Origin of the sequence: Novacetimonas sp. GS1 (assembly GCF_036686925.1) — a bacterium.
GTDB lineage: Bacteria > Pseudomonadota > Alphaproteobacteria > Acetobacterales > Acetobacteraceae > Novacetimonas > Novacetimonas hansenii.
Window position 1 is genome coordinate 2,879,744 of sequence record NZ_VSZP01000001.1, and the last position, 22,715, is coordinate 2,902,458.

Below are 22,715 nucleotides of genomic sequence, written 5' to 3' on the forward strand. Positions count from 1 at the left end.
GACACAGGGATACACGAAGACAGGGGCGTCGCCTTCACGGACAAGGAGACGACGCCCAATAAGGTCCGTTTTTATAGGGCCATTTTATCAGGTAGCTTCATAAAGCTACTTTTATCAGCACCTTAGGCCAGTGTCGCGACATCGACGAAGGCCATGCCCGCATTGCGTGCGGCGGTCATGCCTTCACGGCTGTCCTCAAATACGAAACAATGCGCTGGCGCGACACCAAGTCTGCGCGCCGCGGCCAGAAACAGGTCGGGCGCGGGCTTGCCCTTATCCACGTCATCAATGGTCAGCATGGCATCAAACAGGTGATCCAGCCCCACCCGCACCAAAGACGCCTGCACGATCTGGCGTGACCCGTTGGAGGCCACAGCCATCGGCAGGCGGCGATGATATTCCCGCGCAATGGCCGCCACGGCGGAGATTTCCTCAAGGTCCACCAGCATCTCATGCAGGCTGCGCCGGGCGGTCGCGATAATAAGCTCCCGGTCCACCGCACCGCCAAGCCTGTCTTCGACGATATCAAGCACCATGTGTTCGGACATGCCGCCCTGCCCACGGAACCATTCACGCGAAATGGGCCGCCGCGTCACCTGCTCCAGCGTTGTCATCCATGCCCGCAGGTAAAGCGGCAGTGTATCAACCAGCGTGCCGTCACAATCGAAGATCAGTGCCCGGGTTCCCGGCGGCACGACACTCATGGAAATGCAGACCGGGGATAGTCGAACTGGTTCGCCAGTTCACGCAGCGGGCCAAAATCCTTGTCATTGAAATGATGGATACGGATGACCGCGCCGGGCTTTTCCTCGATGAAGACGGTGTTGTTCCAGTCCGCCGCGCTGATCCCTGTCCACAGGGTGATGCGGAACGGCCCGGAATCCGCAGGTGCGCCCGACGCATTGTCAACATGCGCCACCTGCATTTCCATGACGGCATCCCCACTCGACGGCGGGGTCTGACCCAGTGGACCCCAGCCGGCCCTGTGTCCCGCCAGCCAGTCATTGAGCATCTTGACCTGCGCCGTGGTCAGCACACGGTCCTTGCGCATCGGGCCGACCGACATGGTCCCTGACTGTAACTGCGGGAATGTCAGCGGATGGAAATTGGGCATGGCCAACGACCACAGCCCCGCGGCCGTACCAATCGTGATGACCAGGAACCCGATCAGCAGGGCTGTCTCGCGTCTCATATGTGTCTGTTCTCCCTGGCGCGTGGGTATGCGCCGTGTGCCACGGGACGCGCGGACGCACGCCCCATCATCACTGCCGGATCACGCGGTATTCCGCGATACCGTGATCCAATACCGCAAATGCCCCGCCCGCGACCAGCCTGCCGATGTCAGGACAGACACGCGACAATGCCCGCATCAGCCGCCCGCAGCCCCGCATATGGCGGCCACAACCCGGCCCACATCATGATCCGTCAACTGCGGATGTAATGGCAGGGCGAGGATACGGCGTGACAGATCCTCCGCCACAGGCAGGGACACGCCATCATGGTGCGGCTGGTATGCAGGCTGCAGATGCAACGGCAGGGGGTAATAGACGGCGGACGCCACATTGCGCGCCTTCATCTGTTCCTGCAGGGCCGCGCGGTCCTGCGCATCGCGCGTCAGCACGGAATAGATCGCCCATGCCGATTCGCTGTCGGGCACGCGCGCGGGCGGCACGACCCGTTGCGCAATGCCGGCGTCATAGGCGCTTGCAATTTCGCGACGGCGGCGCAGGTCCGCGTCGAAACACTCCATCTTTGCCAGCAGCACCGCTGCCTGCAAGGTATCAAGGCGCGCGTTCATGCCCGTGCGCAGGACCTCATAACGGGTCTTGCCTTCCCCATGACTGCGCAGGGAGCGGTAGAGTTCCGCGCGCTCGGGGTCATCGGTCAGGATCGCACCCGCGTCGCCATACGCACCCAGCGGCTTTGACGGGAAAAAAGACAATGTTGTCGCCGCGGCCTCCCGTCCCAGCTTGCGGCCTGACAGGCTGGCGCCAAAGGACTGCGCACAGTCGGCCATCAGATACATATCCTGTTCCGCCGCGATGGCACGCAGTTCCGGCCATGGCGCGGGCTGCCCGAACAGGTCCACGCCGATGATCGCACGTGGGCGCAACCTGCCCTGCGCGCGGACATCGGCAATGCGCGCACGCAGGCTGGCAGGGTCGATCTGGAACGTGTGGGGGTCCACATCGACAAAAACCGGCGTCGCCCCCAGCACAAGCGGCACCTCCGCCGTGGCGGTATAGGTAAAGGCGGGCAGGAACACGGCGTCACCCGCACCGACACCTTCGGCCATCAGGACGATCTGGATCGCATCCGTGCCCGACGACACGCCCACGCACGCGGCGGCCCCGGCATAGGCGGCCAGCCGTTCCTCCAGTTCGGACACCTCCGGCCCCATGACAAAACGGCAATGCGTCATCACCGCATCAATACGGGCGCGCAGGTTGGGGCCGATTTCGTCCTGCTGTCGGGCCAGGTCCAGAAAACCAATCGGTTTTTCAGCCGGGGAGGTCATGACGCATTCCTTTCGCAGTCGGTCTGTCGGGCTGACGCCATGGGGGCGCCATGATGTCCCATATGGACGAATTCAGGCACAAGCTCCTTGAGCAGCGCAAGCGCGGTGCAATCATCACCTGCCCTGCACGCCCTTACAATCGCATCCATGATAGAGGTCGCCAGCGCAAGGTCCACCGTGCGCGGCGTTGCCATGCGCAATCCGCGATAGCCGGTGGGACGCGGCACCTCGCGCTGGTGAAACAGGTCTTCCGACAGTTTTTCCCCCCGCCGCGCACCGGTAAAGCGGATGTCGATATCCTGTCCCGGGCGCAGGCCCGCCAGCACGATCATCTGATGCGCAAGATCGACAATGCGCACCGGCTGTCCCATGTCGAGGACGAATATCCCCCCCATGCGCAACATGTCGTCGATCTCCCCTTCGCCGGGCCGAGAGTCCAGCCCGCAGGCGCTGGCCTGCAGCACAAGGGCCACGGCCTCGGCCACGGTCATGAAATAACGTTCCATGTCCGGGTCGGTAATCGTCAGCGGTCCGCCACGTTCGATCTGGTGGCGGAACAGGGAAACGACCGAACCCGCCGACCCCAGTACGTTGCCAAAACGCACCGTGATGCAGCGCATGTCCGTCGCATCACGACGCGCCATGATGTCGAGTGCCTGACAGTACATTTCCGCCACACGCTTGGACGCGCCCATGATGCTGGAGGGATTGACCGCCTTGTCGGTTGAAATCTGCACCATCGCACGCGCGCCGTGCCGCCGTGCCGCATCCGCCACCACACGGCTGCCCTCTATATTGGTCAGCAACCCCTCGCACGGGTTGTCCTCCACCATCGGGACATGTTTCAGGGCGGCGGCGTGAAAGACCAGTTCGGGCCGGTACTGCGCAAATACCTGTTCGATCCGCCGTGGGTCACGCACATCGGCGATCACGATATGGCGCTCCACCCGGGGGGCCTGTTCGGACAGGTCCACATCAATGCGCCATAACGCATATTCCCCGTTATCAAGCAGGATCAGGCTGGAGGGCGCATAGCGGGCGATCTGCCGCACGAGTTCCGTGCCGATGGACCCCCCGGCCCCTGTCACCAGCACACGCCGCCCCTGCAACATCCCCGCCAGCCGCCCGAAATCGGGGGTGACGGGGGGACGGTTAAGCAGTTCTTCAATTTCGACCGGATAAAGCTCGCTCCATTCCGGGGCGGTGATCGCGGCGATATCGGGCATGCGACGGACCTGCACGCCATGCGCCTGCGCGGTGCGCAACACGGCGGCCAGTGCCGCGCCCGTGCAACGCGGGTCCACGATCAACATCGGTGACGGCACATGCCCGCCCTGGCACAACCGCGCCAGCACCGCATCAAGTTCATCCACAGTGCCCAGCACGGGCACACCGTGGATACGCCGCCCCCGGCGGTGCGCGCCATTGACCACCATGCCCGCCACGGCCATGGCTGACGATGCCGCATGCATGAACAGGTCTGCACTGCGGCCGTCAGCCACCAGCACGACCCGGCATTGCCCGACCTGTCCCGCGCGCGCGCGGCGTTGCTGCCGCCACAGCCGCCAGCGTTGGTATGTCAGGCGGCTGCCCACCAACATGACCAGCAGCACAAGCGCATGGATGACGGGAAAGGCCGGCGCCCCCGTCCCGTGCCCGACAAGCGCCATTGCCGTTGCATGAAAAAGGGCGGCAAGTGCAGCAGCCCACGCCAGCCGCCAGAAATCCGCGGCCCCGGAAAACCGCCAGTGCTGCTGCGCAATGCGAAAGGGCAGGCCCGCCGCCAGCAGCGCGATGCCACCGGAAAGCATCGTATGCCACCCCCACGAAGCCATGCCGACACCTGGACGGTCCAGCCATTGTGCGCACGGCACGGCGCAGGCCCCGATACAGAAATCGAGCACAACGTTCACCACGATCGCCCGGACCGTAAGAAGCCGATGGACCAACGCGTCAGGCCTGAGGGATTGCACAACCATTGCCCCTCCCCCTATAGCCCAGCAACGAAAGCGCCCAAAGGAAAGATCATGTCCCAAAGCGTAAAGTCGGCCCCATGATGCAGAAATCATTCCTGTTCGTGGTGGTCTGGGCATTTTCCGTGCTGCTGGTACGCATCATGATCCATGTGCGGGTACTGGATCATCCTGTCGCGCGCAGCGCCCATGACACCCCCATCCCGACCGGCGGCGGTATCGGCATCATGACCGCATTCATGGCCGGGTTCGCCCCTGCCTGCACGATATGGGGACCGGCATCAGCGCGTCCCGCCACGGGGGGTTTTATTGGCGCGCTGGCGCTGCTCTGCCTGGTGTCGTGGTATGATGACCTGCACACGCGCCCCATTGCGCTGAAACTTGTCGCACAGTTCGCCGCCGCCATGATGATCGTCGCCTGCCTGCCTGCCTACACATCCCCACTGACAACCGTGGGCGGTGTCGCATGGCTGGTTTTCATGGCGAATTGCGTGAATTTCATGGATGGCCTCAATGGCCTTGTTTCCGGCACGTCGCTGTGCGCGTGCCTGATGCTGCCATGGCTGGCACCCGCCGCGATGGCCACCGCCATGACGCCGATCACCGGGAGCATGGCCGCCGCAACCGCCGGATTCATCCCGTTCAATTTTCCCAATGCCCGGATTTTCATGGGTGATGTCGGCAGCCAGGGATGCGGAATGGTGCTGGGGACGCTGGGGCTTATGCTGGCGCACGATGGCGGCACGGCATGGGCGATCGTGCCACTGCTGATGTCCGGGCTGTTATGTGATGTGATCTTCACGCTTGTGCGGCGCTGGCGCGCGGGCGAGTCGATTGTTACGGCCCACCGGGGCCACCTGTATCAGGTGGCCCATCGCAGCGGCCTGCCCTGCACAGTGCTGGCGCCGCTGGCATGGGCAATGTGCCTGTGGGGGGGACTGCTGGCATGGCTGCTGCGGCAGGGGGCCCTCCCCCTCTGGGCTGCCTTCACCCTTGCCGGGGCGGCGCAGGCCGTCTGGATGGGATATGTCCGGCACCGTGCCCGCACCCATCATGTGGGCCGGTGGTAAGGCAACCTTGGCAGGAGACCATTTGAAAACACGCCGTTGATAAAAAACAAGAAAAGTTTCTGGGTGCTGCCTTTTTTCAGAAAGGCGGCGTCTTTCGAAGCTTTTTGGAAAAAGCTTCACCAAAAACATTTATAATTTCAGTATGTTATCGAGACTGACTTTTCAAACAGTCTCGTAAGACAACCTGCACCGACATACAGGCCCGATACAAAAACAGGGACCGGCCCGGATGGCTGGTCCCTGTTACATGCATCGCGACACGGTTGCCACACGCGGCTTTTTCAGATCCAGACGGCGTCTTTGAACCACCGCCTGTTTCAACGACGCGCCCCCCGGAACGTCATTGTTCCAGCAGGTTATGGAAGCATCCTGCCCTTGGTGGCCTTAAGGTTATTTGACAAGCGTGATCTTCATGCCCTGTGCCGCCGCGGCAAGGCGTCCGCCCTTGCTCTGCGTCACCAGCTTGATCTTCACGCCGTTGGGGTTGCTTAACACGATGCCACCAACACCCGTGCCGGCCGTCGCCTCACCATTGACTGCGGCATAACTGCCTTCAAAATCCTTCACCTCATGAAGGTTATAGACCTCGCCACTGCCAGTGACCTTGGAATATCCGACAGCCGCGATGGACCCCCCATCAATACGGAAGCGATAGGTATGGTGCTGGAACGTCAGGCGCCCCGACCCCCATGTCCGGCCAATCCCGATATCGGCGGACTGGACCTTGATCGTGACACGTCCCGCAGGCGTCCCGAGTGCATCGTCAGCATACGCGGCGGCACCAAGAAGGGGCATCGACATCAGGGCGACAGCCGCCGCGCGGGTTACCATACGAATCATTGAATTCTCCTGCTTCCGTTGCCGTCATAAGGACCATAGCCATGACATAATGCGCCACGGGGGTTCAGGTTCCACACCCCCACGGCCATGACACGACCCGCTATCAGCCCGCGCGACGCAGGCGTTCGTCCATGCGGCGCACACGTGCCTTGCGCACGGGGGCTTCGGCCTCGCGGTCCTGCGGGGCGCCGACCTCGTTCACGATGGCGGCCAGTTCACGCAGCGAGGTCTTGCCATCGGGGGTGCGGCAGATCAGGACCGAACGGCCATCCATCGGGTCACGCACACGCTTGACCAGACGCAGGTCCTCAAGCCGGTCGAGCGCACGGGTAATCGCGGGCTTGGAGACGTTGAGGTCCGCCGCAAGGCCACGCACCGTATGCGGCCCGTCCTGCAGATAGCAGGTGAGATAGACCCCAAGCTGGCGCGCGGACAGGTCCGGGCCATCGCGGCGCACCATGGAGACAATGGTATCGCGCAGGGTGTTAATCATCGAATCCGAACCTGATGACTGTGCCATCATTTCAATCCTTGTTTTGCTATCCATGACCGACCCCGGCACGAAGACTCTGCGCCCCGCCGACATGGGATAAGATGGTGTTGCACATATAATTGGCAATTACGGCATATATAAGTCGCATAATGCAAATTAGTTTCCGGATCGGATCGTTACATCAGTGTCCTATTCTGTCCTCGAAATTAAATATTTTTAATATTCCTCCGTAAGCCGCTCTTAAACAAAGACTTTCTCCACCCTCTGGTCGACCGGGCCGTGCAGAATCATTCCACCCATACGTATCGATATGAGCCCAGCGCACATCAGTTTTGACAAAATTCCGCAAAAACAGGGCGGCTGTGACCGCCCCCGCCATGGGTCGGGATGAAATATTGTTCATATCCGCCACCGAACTGCGCAGCCATTCGCGATACCCATCCCACAGGGGCAGACGCCACATCGGGTCGGCACACATATCCCCCGCCGCCAGCAGGTGCGCCGCCACGGCATCATCATTGCTGAACAGCGCGGGCAGGTCCGGCCCCAGCGCAACCCGGGCCGCCCCCGTCAGGGTCGCGGCATCCAGCAGCAGGTCGGGGGCGGAGTCGCAGGCTTCACTCAGCAGATCGCACAGCACCAGCCGCCCTTCGGCGTCGGTATTTCCGACCTCCACCGTCTGACCCGACCGCGTGACAATCACGTCGGACGGCCGCATGGCATGACCCGACACGCTGTTTTCAACACAGCCCAGCCGCAGTTCCAGCCGCAGCGGCAGATCACGCAGCATGACCAGACGCGCCAGGGCCAGCATCAGCGCCGCACCGCCCATATCCTTCTTCATCCGCAACATGGAGGAGGCGGGCTTGATGTCATACCCGCCGGTATCAAAACACACCCCCTTTCCCGCCAGCGACAGCAACGGCGCATTCGCGTCCGCCGTGCTGCCGCGCCATTCGGCCACGACAACGCAGGCGGGGCGATCCGATCCCATCCCGACATGCGCCACGGTCGGATACGCGGCCTGCAACGCATCCCCGGTGATGACGCGCACCTGCGCGCCAAGCGGAAGCAGGGTGTCCTGCGCCACGTGCGCAAGGTCGGCAGGCCCCATCAGGTTGGGTGGCGTGTTGATCAGGTCACGCGCCTGACACATGCAGGCCGCCACCTGTGCCACGCCGATCGCCTGTTCCGTCACGACCAGACGCGCCGCCGCCGTACCTTCGGAGCGTGCGCGCCCGAAGGCAGGCATGCGATAGGCCCCAAGGCAGAACCCAAGGACAATATCATCCGCCGCCACGTCCGCCGGCGCCAGCACACGCCACGCCCCGGCCGGCAGGCGCGCGGGCAGCACACCGGATACGAAGGGATCGCACGCCCCCCCTTCCTGCCCGTCGCCCAATCCCAGCAGCGCCGAATCCACGCCCTTTTCCCCCGGCAGCAGCAGCACCTGGCCATGGGTTGCACCGAAACCGGCATCATGCGCAAAGGCCGCCGCAGGCGCACCGATCAGTGCGGCAAGGTGCGGCACCTGCGCGGGGCGCACCGCATGGACCACGCGCACCGGCAGGTCATCTGCCGCGGATTGGCGCAACAGGCAGGGAAAATCATCAAGTGTCATGGCGTTACCCTTTCAGGTCGTTTGCCACCCCAGCGTGCGTCCGCCACGCACGCCATGCAACCTGTCGCACGCGATATGCTGGTTTTGCTTGCATTTACCCGCCACTCGCCAGAGCATACGGGTATGACGGGTGTACCCACGGGGGCTGGCCCCCTTCATTCCGCCGCCGGACGCGCGACCGGCATTTCGTCCTCCGCGCAGGTGCGCGCCGTACTCGGCCCCACCAACACCGGAAAGACGCATCTGGCCATCGAACGGATGCTGGCGCATGCCAGTGGCATCATCGGCTTTCCGCTGCGTCTGCTCGCACGCGAAAATTATGACCGCATGGTCGCACGCAAGGGCGTGGGGGCCGTGGCCCTCATCACGGGCGAAGAAAAAATCGTCCCCCCCAACGCACGCTGGTTTTCCTGCACGGTGGAGGCCATGCCCCTCGACCGGCGGGTGGCGTTCGTCGCGGTCGATGAAATCCAGCTCTGCGCGGATCCAGATCGTGGACACATCTTCACCGACAGGCTGCTGCATGCGCGCGGACAGGTGGAGACGATGTTCCTGGGCGCCGACACCATCGGCCCCCTGTTGCGGCGGTTGGTGCCGGGGATCGAGATCGAACACCGTCCCCGCCTGTCACACCTGGCCTATACAGGGGCAAGCAAGCTGACACGCCTGCCGCCACGTTCGGCCATCGTCGCGTTTTCCGCAGCCGAGGTCTACGCCATTGCCGAACTGATACGCCGCCGTCGTGGCGGGTGCGCGATCGTGATGGGCCAGCTCTCGCCGCGCACGCGCAATGCGCAGGTCGCGCTGTACCAGAACAAGGAGGTGGATTACCTTGTCGCGACAGACGCGATCGGGATGGGGCTGAACATGGATGTCAACCATGTCGCCTTCGCCAGCCTGTCCAAATTCGACGGCACGCGCATGCGCCCGCTGACACCCGCGGAAATCGCACAGGTGGCGGGACGCGCCGGGCGGGGCCTGCGCGATGGCACATTCGGCACCACCGCAATGTGCCGCCCCCTGTCGGAAGACGTCGCCGAAGCCGTGGAAGAGCATCGCTTCGACCCGCTGGCGCGCCTGTCATGGCGTAACAGCGACCTTGATTTTTCCTCACCCGACGCCCTGCTCTCAAGTCTGGGGCGCTCGCCGCCGCGCCCCGAACTGACGGCAGGGCATGAGGCGTCGGATGTGCTGGCACTCGCCAGCCTTGCCGCAAGCCCCGAAATCCGCACCATGGCGCGGTCGCGCGCGGCAACGCGCCTGCTGTGGGAAAGCTGCCAGATCCCGGATTTCCGCAAGCTTGGCGATGACAGCCATATCCGTTTATGCGCGCGCATCTTTTCCCACGTCATACGTGACGGCCGCGTCCCCCCCGCATGGATGGACGGGCAGATTGCCGCCTTCCTGCGGCCGGAGGGCACGATCGATTCGCTGATGCATCGCCTGTCGGGCATTCGCGTGTGCGCCTATATCGCCGCACGCCCCGACTGGCTGCGCAATGCCGAATATTGGCAGGAGCGCACGCGCGATGCGGAAAACCAGCTCTCCGACGCGCTGCATGCGCAACTGACCGCCCGCTTCGTGGACCGCCGGGCCGCCACCCTGATCCGGCGATTGGACGAGGGCAGTGCAGAGGACCTGCTTTCCGCCGTCACCGCACAGGGCGACGTGCTGGTGGAGGGACATCCCGTCGGACGTATCGCCGGCCTGGAGCTGAAGGCCGAAGGCTTTGACGAGCCGGATCGACGGTTGCTGATGCGCGCGGCGCGACGGGCGGTGCGCACCGAAATCCCGCGGCGCGTGCATGTGCTGGCCCATGCGCCCGACTCCTGCTTCGGCTTTGCGCAGGATGGGCGGCACCTGATGTGGGAAGGCGAGAATGTTGCCCGCCTGCGCCATGGCCATGACCTGCTGCACCCACGTATCGAGGTGCTGGACAACCCGCTGCTGGACAATGTGCAGCGTGAACGCATCCGCGAACGCCTGCATGAATGGCTCGACCGCCACGTGCGCGAGGTGCTGGCCCCCCTGTTCGCGGCACAGGCGGCAGTGCCTGACGACCCGATGCTGCGTGGCATCCTCCATCGCCTGATGGAGGATGGCGGCGTCACCATGCTGGCACGCGACGAGGCGCGTTCACGTGTCCTGCATGGGCATCTGGGGCGTCTGGGCATCCGTATGGGGCATCTCGCCCTGTTCATGCCCGCCCTGATGAAGCCACGCTGCATGCGGCTGCGTGCGATCCTGACCTGCGCGCATATGGAGACGGATATCCCCGAACTGCCTGCCGCCAGTGTCGTGTCCGTCCCTCACGACATGCTGCCTGCGACATTCATGGACCGCATGGGCTGGATGCGGGCCGGGCCGGTGCGTATCCGCGCCGATATCGCCGACAGGCTGGTGACGGAACTGACACGCCAGACGCGACATCATCCGGTGCCACTGTCGAATGCCCTTGCATCCCGCCTGAGCATCCGGCGCGACGCCATCCTGGCCGTGCTCAAGGGACTGGAAATCCATGTCCGGCCCACACGCCCATTGCACCCGGCGCAATTCGGCCCCCCTGCCCCCGCCATGCTGGTGGGACGCCTGCGCCGTGCCCCGGCCCATACCCCGACCCATGCGGCGGCGGCCACCGACATCCCGGGTCAGTCCCGCCGCCCCACACGGGGCCGCACGGCCACAGGCGCACGCAAACATGCGTCCATGGCCGCCACGCAGCACAGACAGGATCAGGCGGACCATCCCTTTGCCGTGCTGGCGGTACTAAGGGAACGACGGTCATGAGCCGCAAGGCCGCACGGGACAATGGTGGGCGGGAGGAAACGACGCAAACGACGGCCCCACAGGCCCAGCGCCTTGACCTGTGGCTGTTTCATGCCCGTTTTGCGCGGAGTCGTAATGATTGCGCGGAATTCATCGCGGCGGGACAGGTGCGCATCAACCGCCAACGCACCGTAAAGGCCCATGCACAGGTGCATCCCGGCGATATCCTGACATTGCCAGCGCCGGATCGACGCAGCGTCATGGTCATCCGGGTGGCAGGCTTTGCCCGCCGCCGCGAAGGCGCATCGGCTGCACGGATGCTATATGACGTTATTCCAGAAATTGACGAAATGCAGCGCAAGTAACCCACGCGATCAGGGATTATTCATTTGTGGGCGTCTTTGACTTGCCACAATGGCAAAACCCTCTCATATCTTCGCCCATTCCGGATGAGGTTTTCTGCCCATTGCTGGCGCCCTCATCTCATGTCCCTGGCTGAAGATATACTGCTTTGGCCTGTAAATAATGATCGGAGATAGGCGATGACCTATGTGGTCACCGAAAACTGCATTCGCTGCAAATTCATGGATTGCGTCGAGGTTTGCCCCGTCGACTGCTTCTATGCAGGTGAGAACTTCCTGGTGATCAGCCCGGACGAATGCATCGACTGCGGCGTGTGCGAACCGGAATGCCCGGCCGAGGCAATCTTTCCCGACAGTGATGACCGTGCCACCGCATGGGCGGAAATCAATGCCAAATACGCAGGTGTATGGCCCAACATTACCCGCAAGGGCGATGCCCCCGCCGATGCGGAAGAATGGAAGGACAAGCCCAACAAGGCCGAACTGCTGTCGCCCGAACCGCACAAAAACTGATCCCGGCAACATCGTCCCATCAAAAAGGGCCGGCGAGGAAAATCCTCGCCGGCCCTTTTTTTGACCATTGCCCGGATACCCCAGGGGATATCCGGACCGGGCTGATATCGCTTAGCGCGACATCATGTTGATCGAGGTGTCATGCATGATGAAGATCGTGCCGCCAACCAGGATCAGAACCGTCACGACCGTAAAAGCAAAGGCCATGATGTTCCAGCGCTGTTCGGAAGAACCGTTCATATGCAGGAAGAAAATCAGGTGAACAACGATCTGCACCACGGCAAGGAGCGTGATCGCCCCCATGGTCCCGGACGGTGAGAACGTATGCGCCATCACCAGACCGAAGGCCGCAGCCGTCAGCAGAACAGAAATTACGAACCCGGTGAGGTAAGACCCTACACTCCCGTGGCTCTCACCCGCAGAGGATGTATGTGCATCAGCCATCAGACCACACTCATCAGATAGACAAAGGTGAAAACACAGATCCAGACAATGTCCAGAAAGTGCCAGAACAGGCTGAGGCAGGTAAGCTTGCCGATCATGCGCTCGTTCAGCTCGGTCTTGCCAGCCGTCTGGAACAGCAGGACCGCCATCCACAGCAGGCCGCAGGTGACATGCAGACCATGCGTGCCAACCAGCGTGAAGAACGACGACAGGAACGCACTGCGATCCGGGCCGTTGCCTTCGGCAATCATGTGAGAGAACTCACGGATTTCCATGAACAGGAAGCCCAGGCCCAGCAGGAAGGTAACCCCCAGCCAGACCCGCATCGTGCTGATCTTGTTCGCGTGTGCGGCGATCATGCCGAAACCGTAGGTGATGGAGCTGAACAGCAGGATCGCCGTTTCAATTCCGACACCAGACAGTTCAAAGACCTCATGACCGTTCGGTCCGCCGTTAAACTGGGTCCGCAGCACCGCGAACACAGCAAACAGCGTGCCGAAGATGATGCAGTCCGTCATCAGATACAGCCAGAACCCAAACACCACGGGAGATTCGTGGTGTTCTTCGTGGGCGTGGGCCGCATCAGCAGTAATATTATGCGCCATTATTCTGCTGCCTGTGCTGCCATAAGGTTGTGGGTATGCTCGTTTTCAATGCGGGCAACCTCGGAAACCGGCACATAGTAGTCGACATCGTTGTCAGACGAACGGGCGATCACCGTAGCGATGACACCAATCAGACCAACAGCAGCCAGCCACCAGATCCACCAGATAGCTGCAAAGCCAAGGATGAAGCTGAACGCACCGATCAGGAAACCACAGGCCGTGTTCTTCGGCATATGGATGGGCTGGTAATCAGCACCCGCAGAGCGCGTGTCGATACCGGCTTCCTTGTCATGGGCAAACGCATCGAGTTCATGAACAACCGGCAGAACCGCGAAGTTGTAGAACGGCGGCGGCGAAGACGTGGACCATTCCAGGGTACGAGCGTTCCAGGGATCGCCCGTCATGTCACGGTTTTCAGCCAGGTTACGATCACGGATCGAAACATACAGCTGCGTCAGCTGGCACACGATACCCAGGGCGATCAGGACCGCACCGAATTCCGCGATCAGCAGCCACGGATGCCATGCGGGGTTGTCGTAGTGATTCATACGACGGGTCATGCCGTCGAAGCCCAGCACATACAGCGGCATGAACGCAAAGTAGAAGCCAACGAACCAGAACCAGAACGCCCGCTTGCCCCATGCTTCATTCAGCTTGAAGCCGAAAGCCTTGGGGAACCAGAAGTTCATCGCCGCGACGTAGCCGAAATACACACCACCGATAATCACGTTATGGAAGTGGGCGATAACGAACAGACTGTTATGCAGCACGAAGTCCGAAGCCGGGATCGCAAGCATAACGCCGGTCATGCCACCGATGGAGAAGGTGATCATGAAGCCGATGACCCAGTACATGGTCGCGTGGAATTCGACGCGGCCCTTATACATGGTGAACAGCCAGTTGAAGATCTTCACGCCCGTCGGGACCGCGATGACCATCGTCATGATGCCAAAGAACGCGTTGACGTTCGGGCCGGCACCCATGGTGAAGAAGTGGTGAACCCACACAACCAGCGACAGGACCATGATGGAGGCCGTGGCATACACCATCGTCTTGTAGCCGAACAGCGGCTTGCGGGAGAAGGTCTGGGTAATTTCAGAGAAGGCGCCAAAAGCAGGCAGCACCAGGATGTACACTTCGGGATGGCCCCAGCCCCAGATCACGCTCAGATAGAGCATCTGGTTGCCGCCACCATCATTGGTGAAGAAGTGCATGCCCAGGTAACGGTCAAGACCCAGCAGACCCATCGCAACGGTCAGGATCGGGAAGGCCACCATGATCAGCACGGTCGTGCAGAAGATGGTCCAGGTGAACACCGGCATCCGCATGTAATCCATGCCAGGCGCGCGCATCTTCACGATCGTCGCAAAGAAGTTCACACCCGTCAGAAGCGTGCCGACACCCGACAGCTGCACCGCCCAGATATAGTAATCAACACCGACGCCGGGGCTGAACTGCTGTTCGGACAGGGGGGGATACGCAAGCCAGCCGCACTGCGAGAACTCACCAATGAACAGCGAGACGTTGACCAGCAGGAAGCTGATGGTCGTCATCCAGAAGCTCAGTGTGTTCACGAACGGGAAGGCAACGTCGCGCGCACCGATCTGCAGCGGGACCACAATGTTCATCAGACCCTGCATGAACGCCATGGCCATGAAGAAGATCATGATCGTGCCGTGGGCGGAGAAGATCTGGTCATAATGGTGCGGCGGCAGATAACCGGGATTCCCGGCATAGGCCAGCGCAAGCTGCGTACGCATCATGATGGCGTCGGCAAAACCGCGGAACAGCGCAACCAGCGCAACCACGATATACATGACACCAATACGCTTGTGATCGACCGAGGTCAGCCACTCACGCCACAGGTAGCCCCATTTGCCGTAATAGGTGATCAGACCCAGAACGGCCAGTCCCGCAATCGCGGCACCGATGAAGGTCCCTACAAGGATCGGCACATCAATAGGAATGGCCGACCAGGTTAATTTTCCTAACATCTGTCCTATTCCTTCATATTCATGTCGGACATTGCGGACTGCTGCATGTGCAGCATCTTGCCGGTGCTCTTATCCATGACCATGCCGTTGTTGTACTTGGCAACGATATCGTCAAACAGAGTTGCATCGACATGCGAGAAGTACTCGACCGGGTTCGCCTCGCTCGGGGCGGCCAGCTTGGGATAGCTTGCGCTGTCCAGCTGCTCGGACGAAGCCTTCACCTTTTCCACCCACGCGCTGTACTGGTCCGCCGGCATTGCCAGCGCACGGAAACGCATGTCGGAGAAGCCGCGACCACTAAAGTTGGAGGATTCCCCCTGGAAATCGCCAGCTTCGTTCGCAATCAGGTGAAGCTGTGTCTGCATGCCCGCCATGGCATAGATCATGGTGCCAAGCTGCGGGATGAAGAACGAGTTCATCACGGAATCAGAGGTAATCCGGAAATCAACCGGCGTATTTACCGGCATCGCCATCTGGTTGACCGTGGCGATCCCTTCATCCGGATAGATAAAGAGCCACTTCCAGTCCAGAGCCACCACTTCGACATGGATCGGCTTGGTGTTCGCATCAGCCTCAAGCGGCTTGTACGGGTCCAGCGAATGGCAGGTCTGGTAGGTCAGCACAGCCAGGAACAGAATGATCAGGCTGGGAACGGCCCAGATAATCACTTCGATCTTGTTGGAATGCGACCATTTCGGCAGGTACTCGGCCGAGGTATTGGACTGACGGTAATGCCAGGCAAACACCAGGGTCAGGATACACACCGGAATGACAACCAGCAGCATCGCAATGGTGGACGTCAGGATCAGGTTCTTTTCCTGAAGCCCGATCACACCCTTGGGGTTCAGCGTATCCCAGTCGCATCCTGCCAGGAGGGCTGCGGAGGACAAGCACATTAATTTCGATAATCTTGGCAAGATTTTTTTCTTCATCTCACGCCTCGTTGGTTTCGACATCACCCTATTTCGCTCACATCCTCGCTTCATCCACGGGCACTAACAACAACGGTCACGTTATACGCACGCCACGGGCCCTGCATCTGCATTCATGCAGGCAACAACGTCCCACAACAGCGACATCGCACCTTCGTCAACTCCCGAAAATCAAACATATGGTTTTTTTCGGTTTGCATCTGTCATGAGTTGGTTGCCGACCGGCTGACCATGATTTCGATCAATCCAGCCCATCAGATATCAATCCTGTTTTCTGTCAGGGCAGATCGGACCGGTAATCGCGATGCCGTCCTGTGTCTTGAAGCGTACCTTTTTCGTGCCGTATTCCCTTTCACATGTTTTCTCTATTCAAGGGTTATCCGACCTGAACCCCTTCATAAGCAAGCCTTCACATAATATTTCAATAGATTTCAATGTCGGGTAGATATATTTTTTTATCGCCTAAAAACAACGCATTAACTGTTTTTCTTGTCCATCACACTCTTGTCAACTAACTGTTTCTTATAATGAATAAGTCTTATTTCGAACATCGTTTGTTCCGAAATGCCCTGAAATGTTCCCGTCACGTTCATGACTCTTCCATATCGGGGGCCATAACACGAAAAAAGCCCGCCACTTTCGTGACGGGCCCATGCCTGAGTCTTTCGCGCCCGGCATCCCCGCATACATAATCAGGGGGCGGACAATGATCGTGCGAAGGAACCTCAGTCGTTATTGTTGCTACGCACACCCATGAACTGCAACATGAACTGGAACAGGTTGATAAAGTTCAGATACAGCGCCAGCGCATCATAAACCGAACGACGGGCGGCCATCTCCGGCCCCTCATAGGCTGCGTACTGCTGATAGGTGAACTTGATGCGCTGCGTATCGAACATGGTCAGCCCGACAAACAGCAGGACACCAACAACGCTGTAGAGGAAATAAACGGCCGGGCTGTGCAGGAACATGTTCACGAGTCCGGCGATCACCAGCCCGAACAGCCCCATCATCAGGAACGACCCGAAACGGGTAAGGTCGGAACGTGTCGTATATCCCCAGATCGACATCGTGGCGAAGGTTGCCGCCGTAATGAAGAACACGCGGGTGATCGAAACCCCGGTGAACACCAGGAAGATATTGGCCAGGCTGCACCCCATCACGCCACAGAACAGCCAGAACAGCCCCTGCACCGCCTGCAACGACAGCCGGTTCACACCGAACGACATCACCAGCACGAATCCCAACGGGGCAATCATCGCCAGCATACCCAGCCCGGTGGGGCGCACGGCGTTGCCCGCCGGTGTTTCCACCACCTGATAGAACAGGGTCTGCAACGCGGCATTATGGGCGATCAGGTAAGCCACCAGACCTGTCAGCACCAGCCCCGAAGTCATCCAGTTATAAACGCGCAACATATAGGCGCGCAGTCCCATATCAATGGAACTGGCAGCACCATTTGCCGTGGGTCTGGCAAAAGTTCGCGAATCCGGGCCAAAAGCCATTTCAAGTTTCCTTCATCCACGTCATGCGAACGTGTCATCCCTGAATGTTGGGGCATCCTATAGAGGCTTCAAGAACGTTCGCGTGGCCAACACATTAAAAGATGGCAACACATGCCCCTTGTCCGGGCATGATAGCCGGTAAAGGTCACAGCGCCATAGATACGTACAGTAGTATATTGTACAACCTAGCATCATCTGGCCCGGGATGCGGGACAATAATCCCCCATGGCCCGATATGGCTGGCATTTCCATTCCACCTGACCTGATGGGGCCGCCTGATGAGACTTTTCATTGCCCTGGGGATTCCCCATCCACTTTCCACCCGGCTTGCAACACTGCGCGGCAGCCTGGCCGAGGTGAACTGGGTGCCCCCCGAAACCTACCACCTGACGCTGCGCTTCATCGGGGAGGTTACGGACCGCCATATGATGGAGGACATCCATCATGCATTGTCGGCCATCCATGCCCCTGCGTTCGACCTCCTTGCCGATGCGCCCGGCCTGTTTGAACGTCCCGGCGCACCGGCGACCCTGTGGATGGGAATCGTACGCAACGCCTCCCTCCTCCATCTCCAGCGCAAGGTGGATACCGCGATGCGGCGTGTCGGGTTGGGTGAACGGCACCGACGGTTCGTTCCACATATTACCCTGGGGTCGATCCCCTACCCCGATGCGACCCGTCTGGCGACATGGCTGGGGCGTCATGCAATGGTTGGGGGCGATGCGGCCGCCATCCGCACCTTCTCCCTCTACAGGTCACTGCGGGGAAAGGAATCCCCCGCCTATGAAGTGCTTGAGGATTACGACCTGAGTCCCTGACGCAAAGTTGCATCACTTTCGAAACAGATGACCGCGCGATACCGCGTGGTCACATTTTATACGAATATATGAAATACGATATTGGCATATAAAGTTGCCGACACATGACATGCCACCTGCGACGAATATCAAAAATATCCTTTTAAAACAGTGAGATGTCAAAATATTACATACGGTTCATCTTGTATGAATCATTGCTTATGCGACAGCTTGTTCACAACTTAGTGAACTCGAACACTAAAATGTCAGAAGACGTATGTAATCCCGCCGGTATGTTCGGATGAAACGGACTACCTGCTTGTTCTCCCTGTCGAAGGCCGGTTTTTCAATCCCTTGGGGACGTGTAGTGACTGGGGCCGGATTTATGGCCCCGCTTCTGCCCCTGGATATGAAAAGCGCCCTCCGGCGGAAAGTTGCAGCGGCGGCGTCCCGAATTCGAAACCGTTAGTTTTCTGAGGACATCACATATGATTTCTGCCGTTTTCGGAAAAAGACGTTCTCTGAGCAGAACGCTTACAGCCGGAACGATATGTGCGGCTCTCGTCTCCGGCTACGCCAACATGGCATTTTCCGCTGATGAGGGTCAGGGCCAGACGGGCGAAGCGATCATCCATGCGGATGATCATCCCGGTAACTGGATGACCTATGGTCGCACATATTCTGAACAGCGTTACAGCCCGCTGGATCAGATCAACCGTTCCAATGTCGGAAACCTCAAGCTGGCCTGGTATCTGGATCTCGATACCAACCGTGGCCAGGAAGGCACGCCCCTGGTTGTTGATGGCGTCATGTATGCCACCACCAACTGGAGCATGATGAAGGCGATCGACGCCGCCACTGGCAAGCTGCTGTGGTCGTATGACCCGCGCGTGCCAGGCAACATCGCCGACAAGGGCTGCTGCGACACCGTCAACCGCGGTGCGGCGTACTGGAATGGCAAGGTCTATTTCGGCACGTTCGACGGTCGCCTGATCGCCCTGGACGCCAAGACCGGCAAGCTGGTCTGGAGCGTGAACACCATCCCCCCCGAAGCCGAACTCGGCAAGCAGCGTTCCTATACGGTTGATGGCGCCCCGCGCATCGCCAAGGGCCGCGTGATCATCGGTAACGGTGGTTCCGAATTCGGTGCCCGTGGCTTTGTCACCGCGTTCGACGCGGAAACCGGCAAGGTTGACTGGCGCTTCTTTACGGTTCCCAACCCCAAGAACGAGCCCGATCACGCAGCATCCGACAGCGTGCTGATGAACAAGGCCTACCAGACCTGGAGCCCGACCGGCGCCTGGACCCGTCAGGGCGGCGGCGGCACCGTATGGGATTCCATCGTCTATGATCCCGTGACCGACCTGGTCTACCTTGGCGTGGGTAACGGCTCTCCTTGGAACTACAAGTACCGTTCCGAAGGCAAGGGCGACAACCTGTTCCTGGGCAGCATCGTCGCGCTGAAGCCTGAAACCGGCGAATATGTCTGGCATTTCCAGGAAACGCCGATGGACCAGTGGGACTTCACCTCGGTTCAGCAGATCATGACGCTTGACCTGCCGATCAATGGTGAAACCCGCCATGTCATCGTGCATGCGCCGAAGAATGGCTTCTTCTATATCATCGACGCCAAGACCGGCGAGTTCATCTCCGGCAAGAACTACGTCTATGTGAACTGGGCCAGCGGCCTTGATCCGAAGACGGGTCGTCCGATCTATAACCCCGACGCGCTGTATACGCTTACGGGCAAGGACTGGTACGGCATTCCGGGCGATCTGGGCGGACACAACTTCGCAGCGATGGCCTTCAGCCCCAAGACGGGCCTGGTCTATATCCCCGCGCAGCAGGTTCCGTTCCTGTACACCAACCAGAAGGGCGGCTTCCTGGCCCATCCCGACAGTTGGAACCTTGGCCTTGACATGAACAAGGTCGGTATCCCCGACTCTCCCGAAGCGAAGGCTGCCTTCGTCAAGGATCTGAAGGGCTATATCCTGGCATGGGATCCGCAGAAGCAGGCCGAAGCGTGGCGCGTTGACCACAAGGGCCCGTGGAACGGTGGTATCCTGGCGACTGGTGGCGATCTGCTGTTCCAGGGGCTGGCGAATGGTGAATTCCATGCGTATGACGCCACGAACGGCACGGACCTGTTCCACTTTGCAGCGGATAGCGGCATCATCGCACCGCCTGTGACCTACCTTGCCAAGGGCAAGCAGTATGTTGCGGTTGAAGTGGGCTGGGGCGGCATCTATCCGTTCTTCCTTGGTGGCCTTGCGCGCACCAGCGGCTGGACGGTCAACCACTCCCACGTGATTGCATTCTCGCTCGACGGCAAGGGTGGTCCGCTGCCGAAGCAGAACGACCAGGGCTTCGTGCCGGTCAAGCCGCCTGAGAAGTTCGATGCAAGCCGCACCGATAACGGCTACTTCCAGTTCCAGACCTATTGCGCGGCCTGCCATGGCGATAACGCCGAAGGTGGTGGTGTGCTGCCTGATCTGCGCTGGTCCGGTTCCATCCGCCACACCGATGCGTTCTACAATGTTGTTGGTCGCGGTGCGCTGACCGCATACGGCATGGATCGCTTTGACGGCAACATGAACCCGAACGAGATCGAGGATATTCGCCAGTTCCTGATCAAGCGTGCGAATGAAACCTACCAGCGGGAAGTTGATGCGCGGAAGAACGCAGCCGGTATCCCCGAGCAGCTGCCGTAAACCCGCTTTTTTTAATTTTTCGCATCAACGCGACGCATGATGGTGAACATAATGATCAACAGGCTTAAGGTGACTTTCGGCGCGGCAGCGCTTAGTCTGCTGGCTGGCACGGCATTGGCGCAGACGCCCGATGCCGAGCTGGTCCAGAAAGGGGCATATGTCGCAAGGCTGGGTGACTGCGTGGCATGTCACACGGCCCTGCATGGAACGGCGTATGCCGGCGGGCTTGAAATCAAGAGCCCGATCGGGACGATTTATTCGACCAACATCACCCCCGATCCCACATATGGTATCGGCCGCTACACCTACGAGGAATTTGACGAAGCCGTTCGTCATGGCATCCGCAAGGATGGTTCCACGCTGTATCCGGCGATGCCCTATCCTTCCTTCTCCCGCATGACGAAGGACGATACCCGCGCGCTGTATGCATATTTCATGCATGGCGTGCAGCCGGTGGCGCAGCCGGACAAGCAGCCCGAGATTTCGTGGCCGATGTCCATGCGCTGGCCGCTGTCGATCTGGCGTATGATGTTCTCCCCCTCGCCCAAGGATTTCACGCCGGCCCCCGGTACGGATCCCGAGGTTGCACGGGGCGAATATCTTGTGACGGGTGCCGGGCATTGCGGTGCGTGTCATACCCCGCGTGGCTTTGCCATGCAGGAAAAGGCGCTGGATGCGTCGGGTGGTCCCGACTTCCTGTCCGGTGGCGCACCGATCGACAACTGGGTCGCCCCCAGCCTGCGCAACGACCCGAACGTGGGTCTGGGCCGCTGGTCTGAGGATGACATCTATCTGTTCCTGAAGTCCGGTCGTATCGACCATTCGGCCGTCTTTGGCGGAATGGGCGATGTCGTGGCATGGAGCACGCAGTACTTCACCGATGACGACCTGCATGCCATCGCCAAATACCTGAAGAGCCTGCCGCCGGTTCCGCCGTCACAGGCCCCCTACAGCTATGACGCGACCACGGCGAACACGCTGGCTTCGGGCAACATTTCCAGCATCCCGGGCGCAGATACCTACGTCAAGGAATGCGCCATCTGTCACCGTAACGATGGTGGTGGCGTGCCGCGTATGTTCCCGCCGCTGGCTGGGAACCCGGTTGTCGTGACCGACGACCCGACGTCGCTGGTGAACGTGATCACGCATGGTGGCGTCCTGCCGCCGAGCAACTGGGCACCGTCCGCCGTGGCGATGCCGGGCTACAGCAAGTCGCTGTCGGCACAGCAGATCGCGGACGTCGTCAACTTCATCCGCACCAGCTGGGGCAACAAGGCGCAGGGCACCGTCACTGCCGCCGACGTTACCAAGCTGCGCGATACGGGGGCTCCGGTCTCCAGCGCAGGCTGGAACTCCACCAGCAGCGGATGGCTTGTTTTCCAGCCGCAGCCTTACGGCCATGGCTGGACGTTTGCGCCGCAGACGCACACGGGTGTGGACAACGCACAGTAAAACTGATCGGCCCCATACCGATCATGACTACCAGGGACCGCCGCAGACCATGTCTGCGGCGGTTTTCTTATGCGTGCTGATCGTCCACACTGCACCGACACGGATCACCATGAAGATGG

The 22,715-nt window shown here is 60.4% G+C and carries 19 protein-coding genes; 7 read left to right on the top strand and 12 right to left on the bottom strand.

Features of this window, described 5'->3' with window-relative positions:
* Nucleotides 1-122: 122 nt before the first annotated feature.
* The 4 genes from FYB92_RS12665 to FYB92_RS12680 all read right to left on the bottom strand — a co-directional run bounded on the left by FYB92_RS12665 (nucleotide 123) and on the right by FYB92_RS12680 (nucleotide 4,497).
* Nucleotides 123-704, bottom strand: a complete 582-nt coding sequence (locus FYB92_RS12665) for an HAD family phosphatase (protein ID WP_003618251.1) — start codon at nucleotides 702-704, stop codon at nucleotides 123-125.
* Nucleotides 701-1,192 (bottom strand): hypothetical protein, encoded by a 492-nt coding sequence (locus tag FYB92_RS12670; protein ID WP_003618250.1) that lies wholly within the window; start codon nucleotides 1,190-1,192, stop codon nucleotides 701-703. The genes FYB92_RS12665 and FYB92_RS12670 overlap by 4 nt, the downstream gene beginning before the upstream one ends.
* A gap of 177 nt (nucleotides 1,193-1,369) precedes the next feature.
* On the bottom strand, nucleotides 1,370-2,518 hold the full coding sequence (locus tag FYB92_RS12675; RefSeq protein ID WP_075594984.1) for a DegT/DnrJ/EryC1/StrS aminotransferase family protein: 1,149 nt from the start codon (nucleotides 2,516-2,518) through the stop codon (nucleotides 1,370-1,372).
* Complete coding sequence (locus FYB92_RS12680) at nucleotides 2,515-4,497, bottom strand: nucleoside-diphosphate sugar epimerase/dehydratase (protein WP_332828774.1); 1,983 nt, start codon at nucleotides 4,495-4,497, stop codon at nucleotides 2,515-2,517. Before FYB92_RS12680 ends, FYB92_RS12675 begins: the two co-directional genes overlap by 4 nt.
* Before the next feature lie 74 nt (nucleotides 4,498-4,571).
* Here FYB92_RS12680 and FYB92_RS12685 point away from each other — a divergent pair, with 74 nt between their 5' ends.
* Nucleotides 4,572-5,561: a glycosyl transferase gene (locus FYB92_RS12685; RefSeq protein WP_247065767.1), complete on the top strand. Its 990-nt coding sequence runs from the start codon at nucleotides 4,572-4,574 to the stop codon at nucleotides 5,559-5,561.
* 390 nt (nucleotides 5,562-5,951) lie between these two features.
* On the opposite strand, the gene FYB92_RS12690 is transcribed toward FYB92_RS12685, so the two are convergent.
* The 3 genes from FYB92_RS12690 to FYB92_RS12700 all read right to left on the bottom strand — a co-directional run bounded on the left by FYB92_RS12690 (nucleotide 5,952) and on the right by FYB92_RS12700 (nucleotide 8,515).
* Nucleotides 5,952-6,398, bottom strand: a complete 447-nt coding sequence (locus FYB92_RS12690; RefSeq protein WP_040511652.1) for a hypothetical protein — start codon at nucleotides 6,396-6,398, stop codon at nucleotides 5,952-5,954.
* A 106-nt stretch (nucleotides 6,399-6,504) separates the two neighbouring features.
* On the bottom strand, nucleotides 6,505-6,948 hold the full coding sequence (locus tag FYB92_RS12695) for a MarR family winged helix-turn-helix transcriptional regulator (protein WP_371861420.1): 444 nt from the start codon (nucleotides 6,946-6,948) through the stop codon (nucleotides 6,505-6,507).
* Nucleotides 6,949-7,075: 127 nt separating this feature from the next.
* Nucleotides 7,076-8,515, bottom strand: a complete 1,440-nt coding sequence (locus tag FYB92_RS12700) for a leucyl aminopeptidase family protein (RefSeq protein ID WP_332828775.1) — start codon at nucleotides 8,513-8,515, stop codon at nucleotides 7,076-7,078.
* A 123-nt stretch (nucleotides 8,516-8,638) separates the two neighbouring features.
* Here FYB92_RS12700 and FYB92_RS12705 point away from each other — a divergent pair, with 123 nt between their 5' ends.
* From FYB92_RS12705 to fdxA, 3 genes are all read left to right on the top strand, one after another.
* Nucleotides 8,639-11,302: a helicase-related protein gene (locus tag FYB92_RS12705; protein WP_332828776.1), complete on the top strand. Its 2,664-nt coding sequence runs from the start codon at nucleotides 8,639-8,641 to the stop codon at nucleotides 11,300-11,302.
* Nucleotides 11,299-11,646, top strand: coding sequence for a S4 domain-containing protein (locus tag FYB92_RS12710; protein ID WP_003618235.1), 348 nt, complete (start codon nucleotides 11,299-11,301; stop codon nucleotides 11,644-11,646). Before FYB92_RS12705 ends, FYB92_RS12710 begins: the two co-directional genes overlap by 4 nt.
* 177 nt (nucleotides 11,647-11,823) lie before the next feature.
* Entirely contained in the window at nucleotides 11,824-12,156 is a 333-nt protein-coding gene (fdxA, locus tag FYB92_RS12715) for a ferredoxin FdxA (protein WP_003618231.1), read from the top strand.
* A gap of 111 nt (nucleotides 12,157-12,267) precedes the next feature.
* Here fdxA and cyoD read toward each other — a convergent pair whose 3' ends face one another.
* The 5 genes from cyoD to FYB92_RS12740 form a co-directional block, all read right to left on the bottom strand.
* Nucleotides 12,268-12,600: a cytochrome o ubiquinol oxidase subunit IV gene (gene cyoD, locus FYB92_RS12720; RefSeq protein WP_003618229.1), complete on the bottom strand. Its 333-nt coding sequence runs from the start codon at nucleotides 12,598-12,600 to the stop codon at nucleotides 12,268-12,270.
* Complete coding sequence (gene cyoC, locus FYB92_RS12725) at nucleotides 12,600-13,205, bottom strand: cytochrome o ubiquinol oxidase subunit III (RefSeq protein ID WP_003618226.1); 606 nt, start codon at nucleotides 13,203-13,205, stop codon at nucleotides 12,600-12,602. The genes cyoD and cyoC overlap by 1 nt, the downstream gene beginning before the upstream one ends.
* Complete coding sequence (cyoB, locus tag FYB92_RS12730; protein ID WP_003618224.1) at nucleotides 13,205-15,199, bottom strand: cytochrome o ubiquinol oxidase subunit I; 1,995 nt, start codon at nucleotides 15,197-15,199, stop codon at nucleotides 13,205-13,207. The genes cyoC and cyoB overlap by 1 nt, the downstream gene beginning before the upstream one ends.
* Before the next feature lie 5 nt (nucleotides 15,200-15,204).
* A complete protein-coding gene (cyoA, locus tag FYB92_RS12735) occupies nucleotides 15,205-16,131 on the bottom strand; it encodes a ubiquinol oxidase subunit II (protein ID WP_167613949.1) in 927 nt (308 codons plus the stop codon).
* A 725-nt stretch (nucleotides 16,132-16,856) separates the two neighbouring features.
* Nucleotides 16,857-17,636, bottom strand: a complete 780-nt coding sequence (locus FYB92_RS12740; RefSeq protein ID WP_003618218.1) for a Bax inhibitor-1/YccA family protein — start codon at nucleotides 17,634-17,636, stop codon at nucleotides 16,857-16,859.
* A 278-nt stretch (nucleotides 17,637-17,914) separates the two neighbouring features.
* On the opposite strand from FYB92_RS12740, the gene thpR reads away from it, so the two are divergent.
* The 3 genes from thpR to FYB92_RS12755 all read left to right on the top strand — a co-directional run bounded on the left by thpR (nucleotide 17,915) and on the right by FYB92_RS12755 (nucleotide 22,596).
* On the top strand, nucleotides 17,915-18,454 hold the full coding sequence (gene thpR / locus FYB92_RS12745; RefSeq protein WP_332828777.1) for an RNA 2',3'-cyclic phosphodiesterase: 540 nt from the start codon (nucleotides 17,915-17,917) through the stop codon (nucleotides 18,452-18,454).
* Between the two features lie 467 nt (nucleotides 18,455-18,921).
* Complete coding sequence (locus FYB92_RS12750) at nucleotides 18,922-21,144, top strand: PQQ-dependent dehydrogenase, methanol/ethanol family (protein WP_040510494.1); 2,223 nt, start codon at nucleotides 18,922-18,924, stop codon at nucleotides 21,142-21,144.
* A gap of 51 nt (nucleotides 21,145-21,195) precedes the next feature.
* Nucleotides 21,196-22,596, top strand: a complete 1,401-nt coding sequence (locus FYB92_RS12755; RefSeq protein ID WP_003618213.1) for a cytochrome c — start codon at nucleotides 21,196-21,198, stop codon at nucleotides 22,594-22,596.
* The last annotated feature ends 119 nt before the right edge of the window (nucleotides 22,597-22,715 follow it).

Excerpts from the sequence above, each read along its gene's own strand:
- FYB92_RS12740 (WP_003618218.1), bottom strand. The coding sequence starts at position 17,636 with ATGGCTTTTGGCCCGGATTCGCGAACTTTTGCCAGACCCACGGCAAAT.
- FYB92_RS12670 (WP_003618250.1), bottom strand. The coding sequence starts at position 1,192 with ATGAGACGCGAGACAGCCCTGCTGATCGGGTTCCTGGTCATCACGATT.
- FYB92_RS12755 (WP_003618213.1), top strand. The coding sequence starts at position 21,196 with ATGATCAACAGGCTTAAGGTGACTTTCGGCGCGGCAGCGCTTAGTCTG.
- cyoB (WP_003618224.1), bottom strand. The coding sequence starts at position 15,199 with ATGTTAGGAAAATTAACCTGGTCGGCCATTCCTATTGATGTGCCGATC.
- FYB92_RS12695 (WP_371861420.1), bottom strand. The coding sequence starts at position 6,948 with ATGGATAGCAAAACAAGGATTGAAATGATGGCACAGTCATCAGGTTCG.
- cyoA (WP_167613949.1), bottom strand. The coding sequence starts at position 16,131 with ATGAAGAAAAAAATCTTGCCAAGATTATCGAAATTAATGTGCTTGTCC.
- FYB92_RS12750 (WP_040510494.1), top strand. The coding sequence starts at position 18,922 with ATGATTTCTGCCGTTTTCGGAAAAAGACGTTCTCTGAGCAGAACGCTT.
- fdxA (WP_003618231.1), top strand. The coding sequence starts at position 11,824 with ATGACCTATGTGGTCACCGAAAACTGCATTCGCTGCAAATTCATGGAT.
- FYB92_RS12665 (WP_003618251.1), bottom strand. The coding sequence starts at position 704 with ATGAGTGTCGTGCCGCCGGGAACCCGGGCACTGATCTTCGATTGTGAC.
- FYB92_RS12675 (WP_075594984.1), bottom strand. The coding sequence starts at position 2,518 with ATGACCTCCCCGGCTGAAAAACCGATTGGTTTTCTGGACCTGGCCCGA.
- FYB92_RS12680 (WP_332828774.1), bottom strand. The coding sequence starts at position 4,497 with ATGGTTGTGCAATCCCTCAGGCCTGACGCGTTGGTCCATCGGCTTCTT.
- FYB92_RS12710 (WP_003618235.1), top strand. The coding sequence starts at position 11,299 with ATGAGCCGCAAGGCCGCACGGGACAATGGTGGGCGGGAGGAAACGACG.
- FYB92_RS12705 (WP_332828776.1), top strand. The coding sequence starts at position 8,639 with ATGACGGGTGTACCCACGGGGGCTGGCCCCCTTCATTCCGCCGCCGGA.
- cyoC (WP_003618226.1), bottom strand. The coding sequence starts at position 13,205 with ATGGCGCATAATATTACTGCTGATGCGGCCCACGCCCACGAAGAACAC.
- FYB92_RS12700 (WP_332828775.1), bottom strand. The coding sequence starts at position 8,515 with ATGACACTTGATGATTTTCCCTGCCTGTTGCGCCAATCCGCGGCAGAT.
- cyoD (WP_003618229.1), bottom strand. The coding sequence starts at position 12,600 with ATGGCTGATGCACATACATCCTCTGCGGGTGAGAGCCACGGGAGTGTA.
- thpR (WP_332828777.1), top strand. The coding sequence starts at position 17,915 with ATGAGACTTTTCATTGCCCTGGGGATTCCCCATCCACTTTCCACCCGG.
- FYB92_RS12685 (WP_247065767.1), top strand. The coding sequence starts at position 4,572 with ATGATGCAGAAATCATTCCTGTTCGTGGTGGTCTGGGCATTTTCCGTG.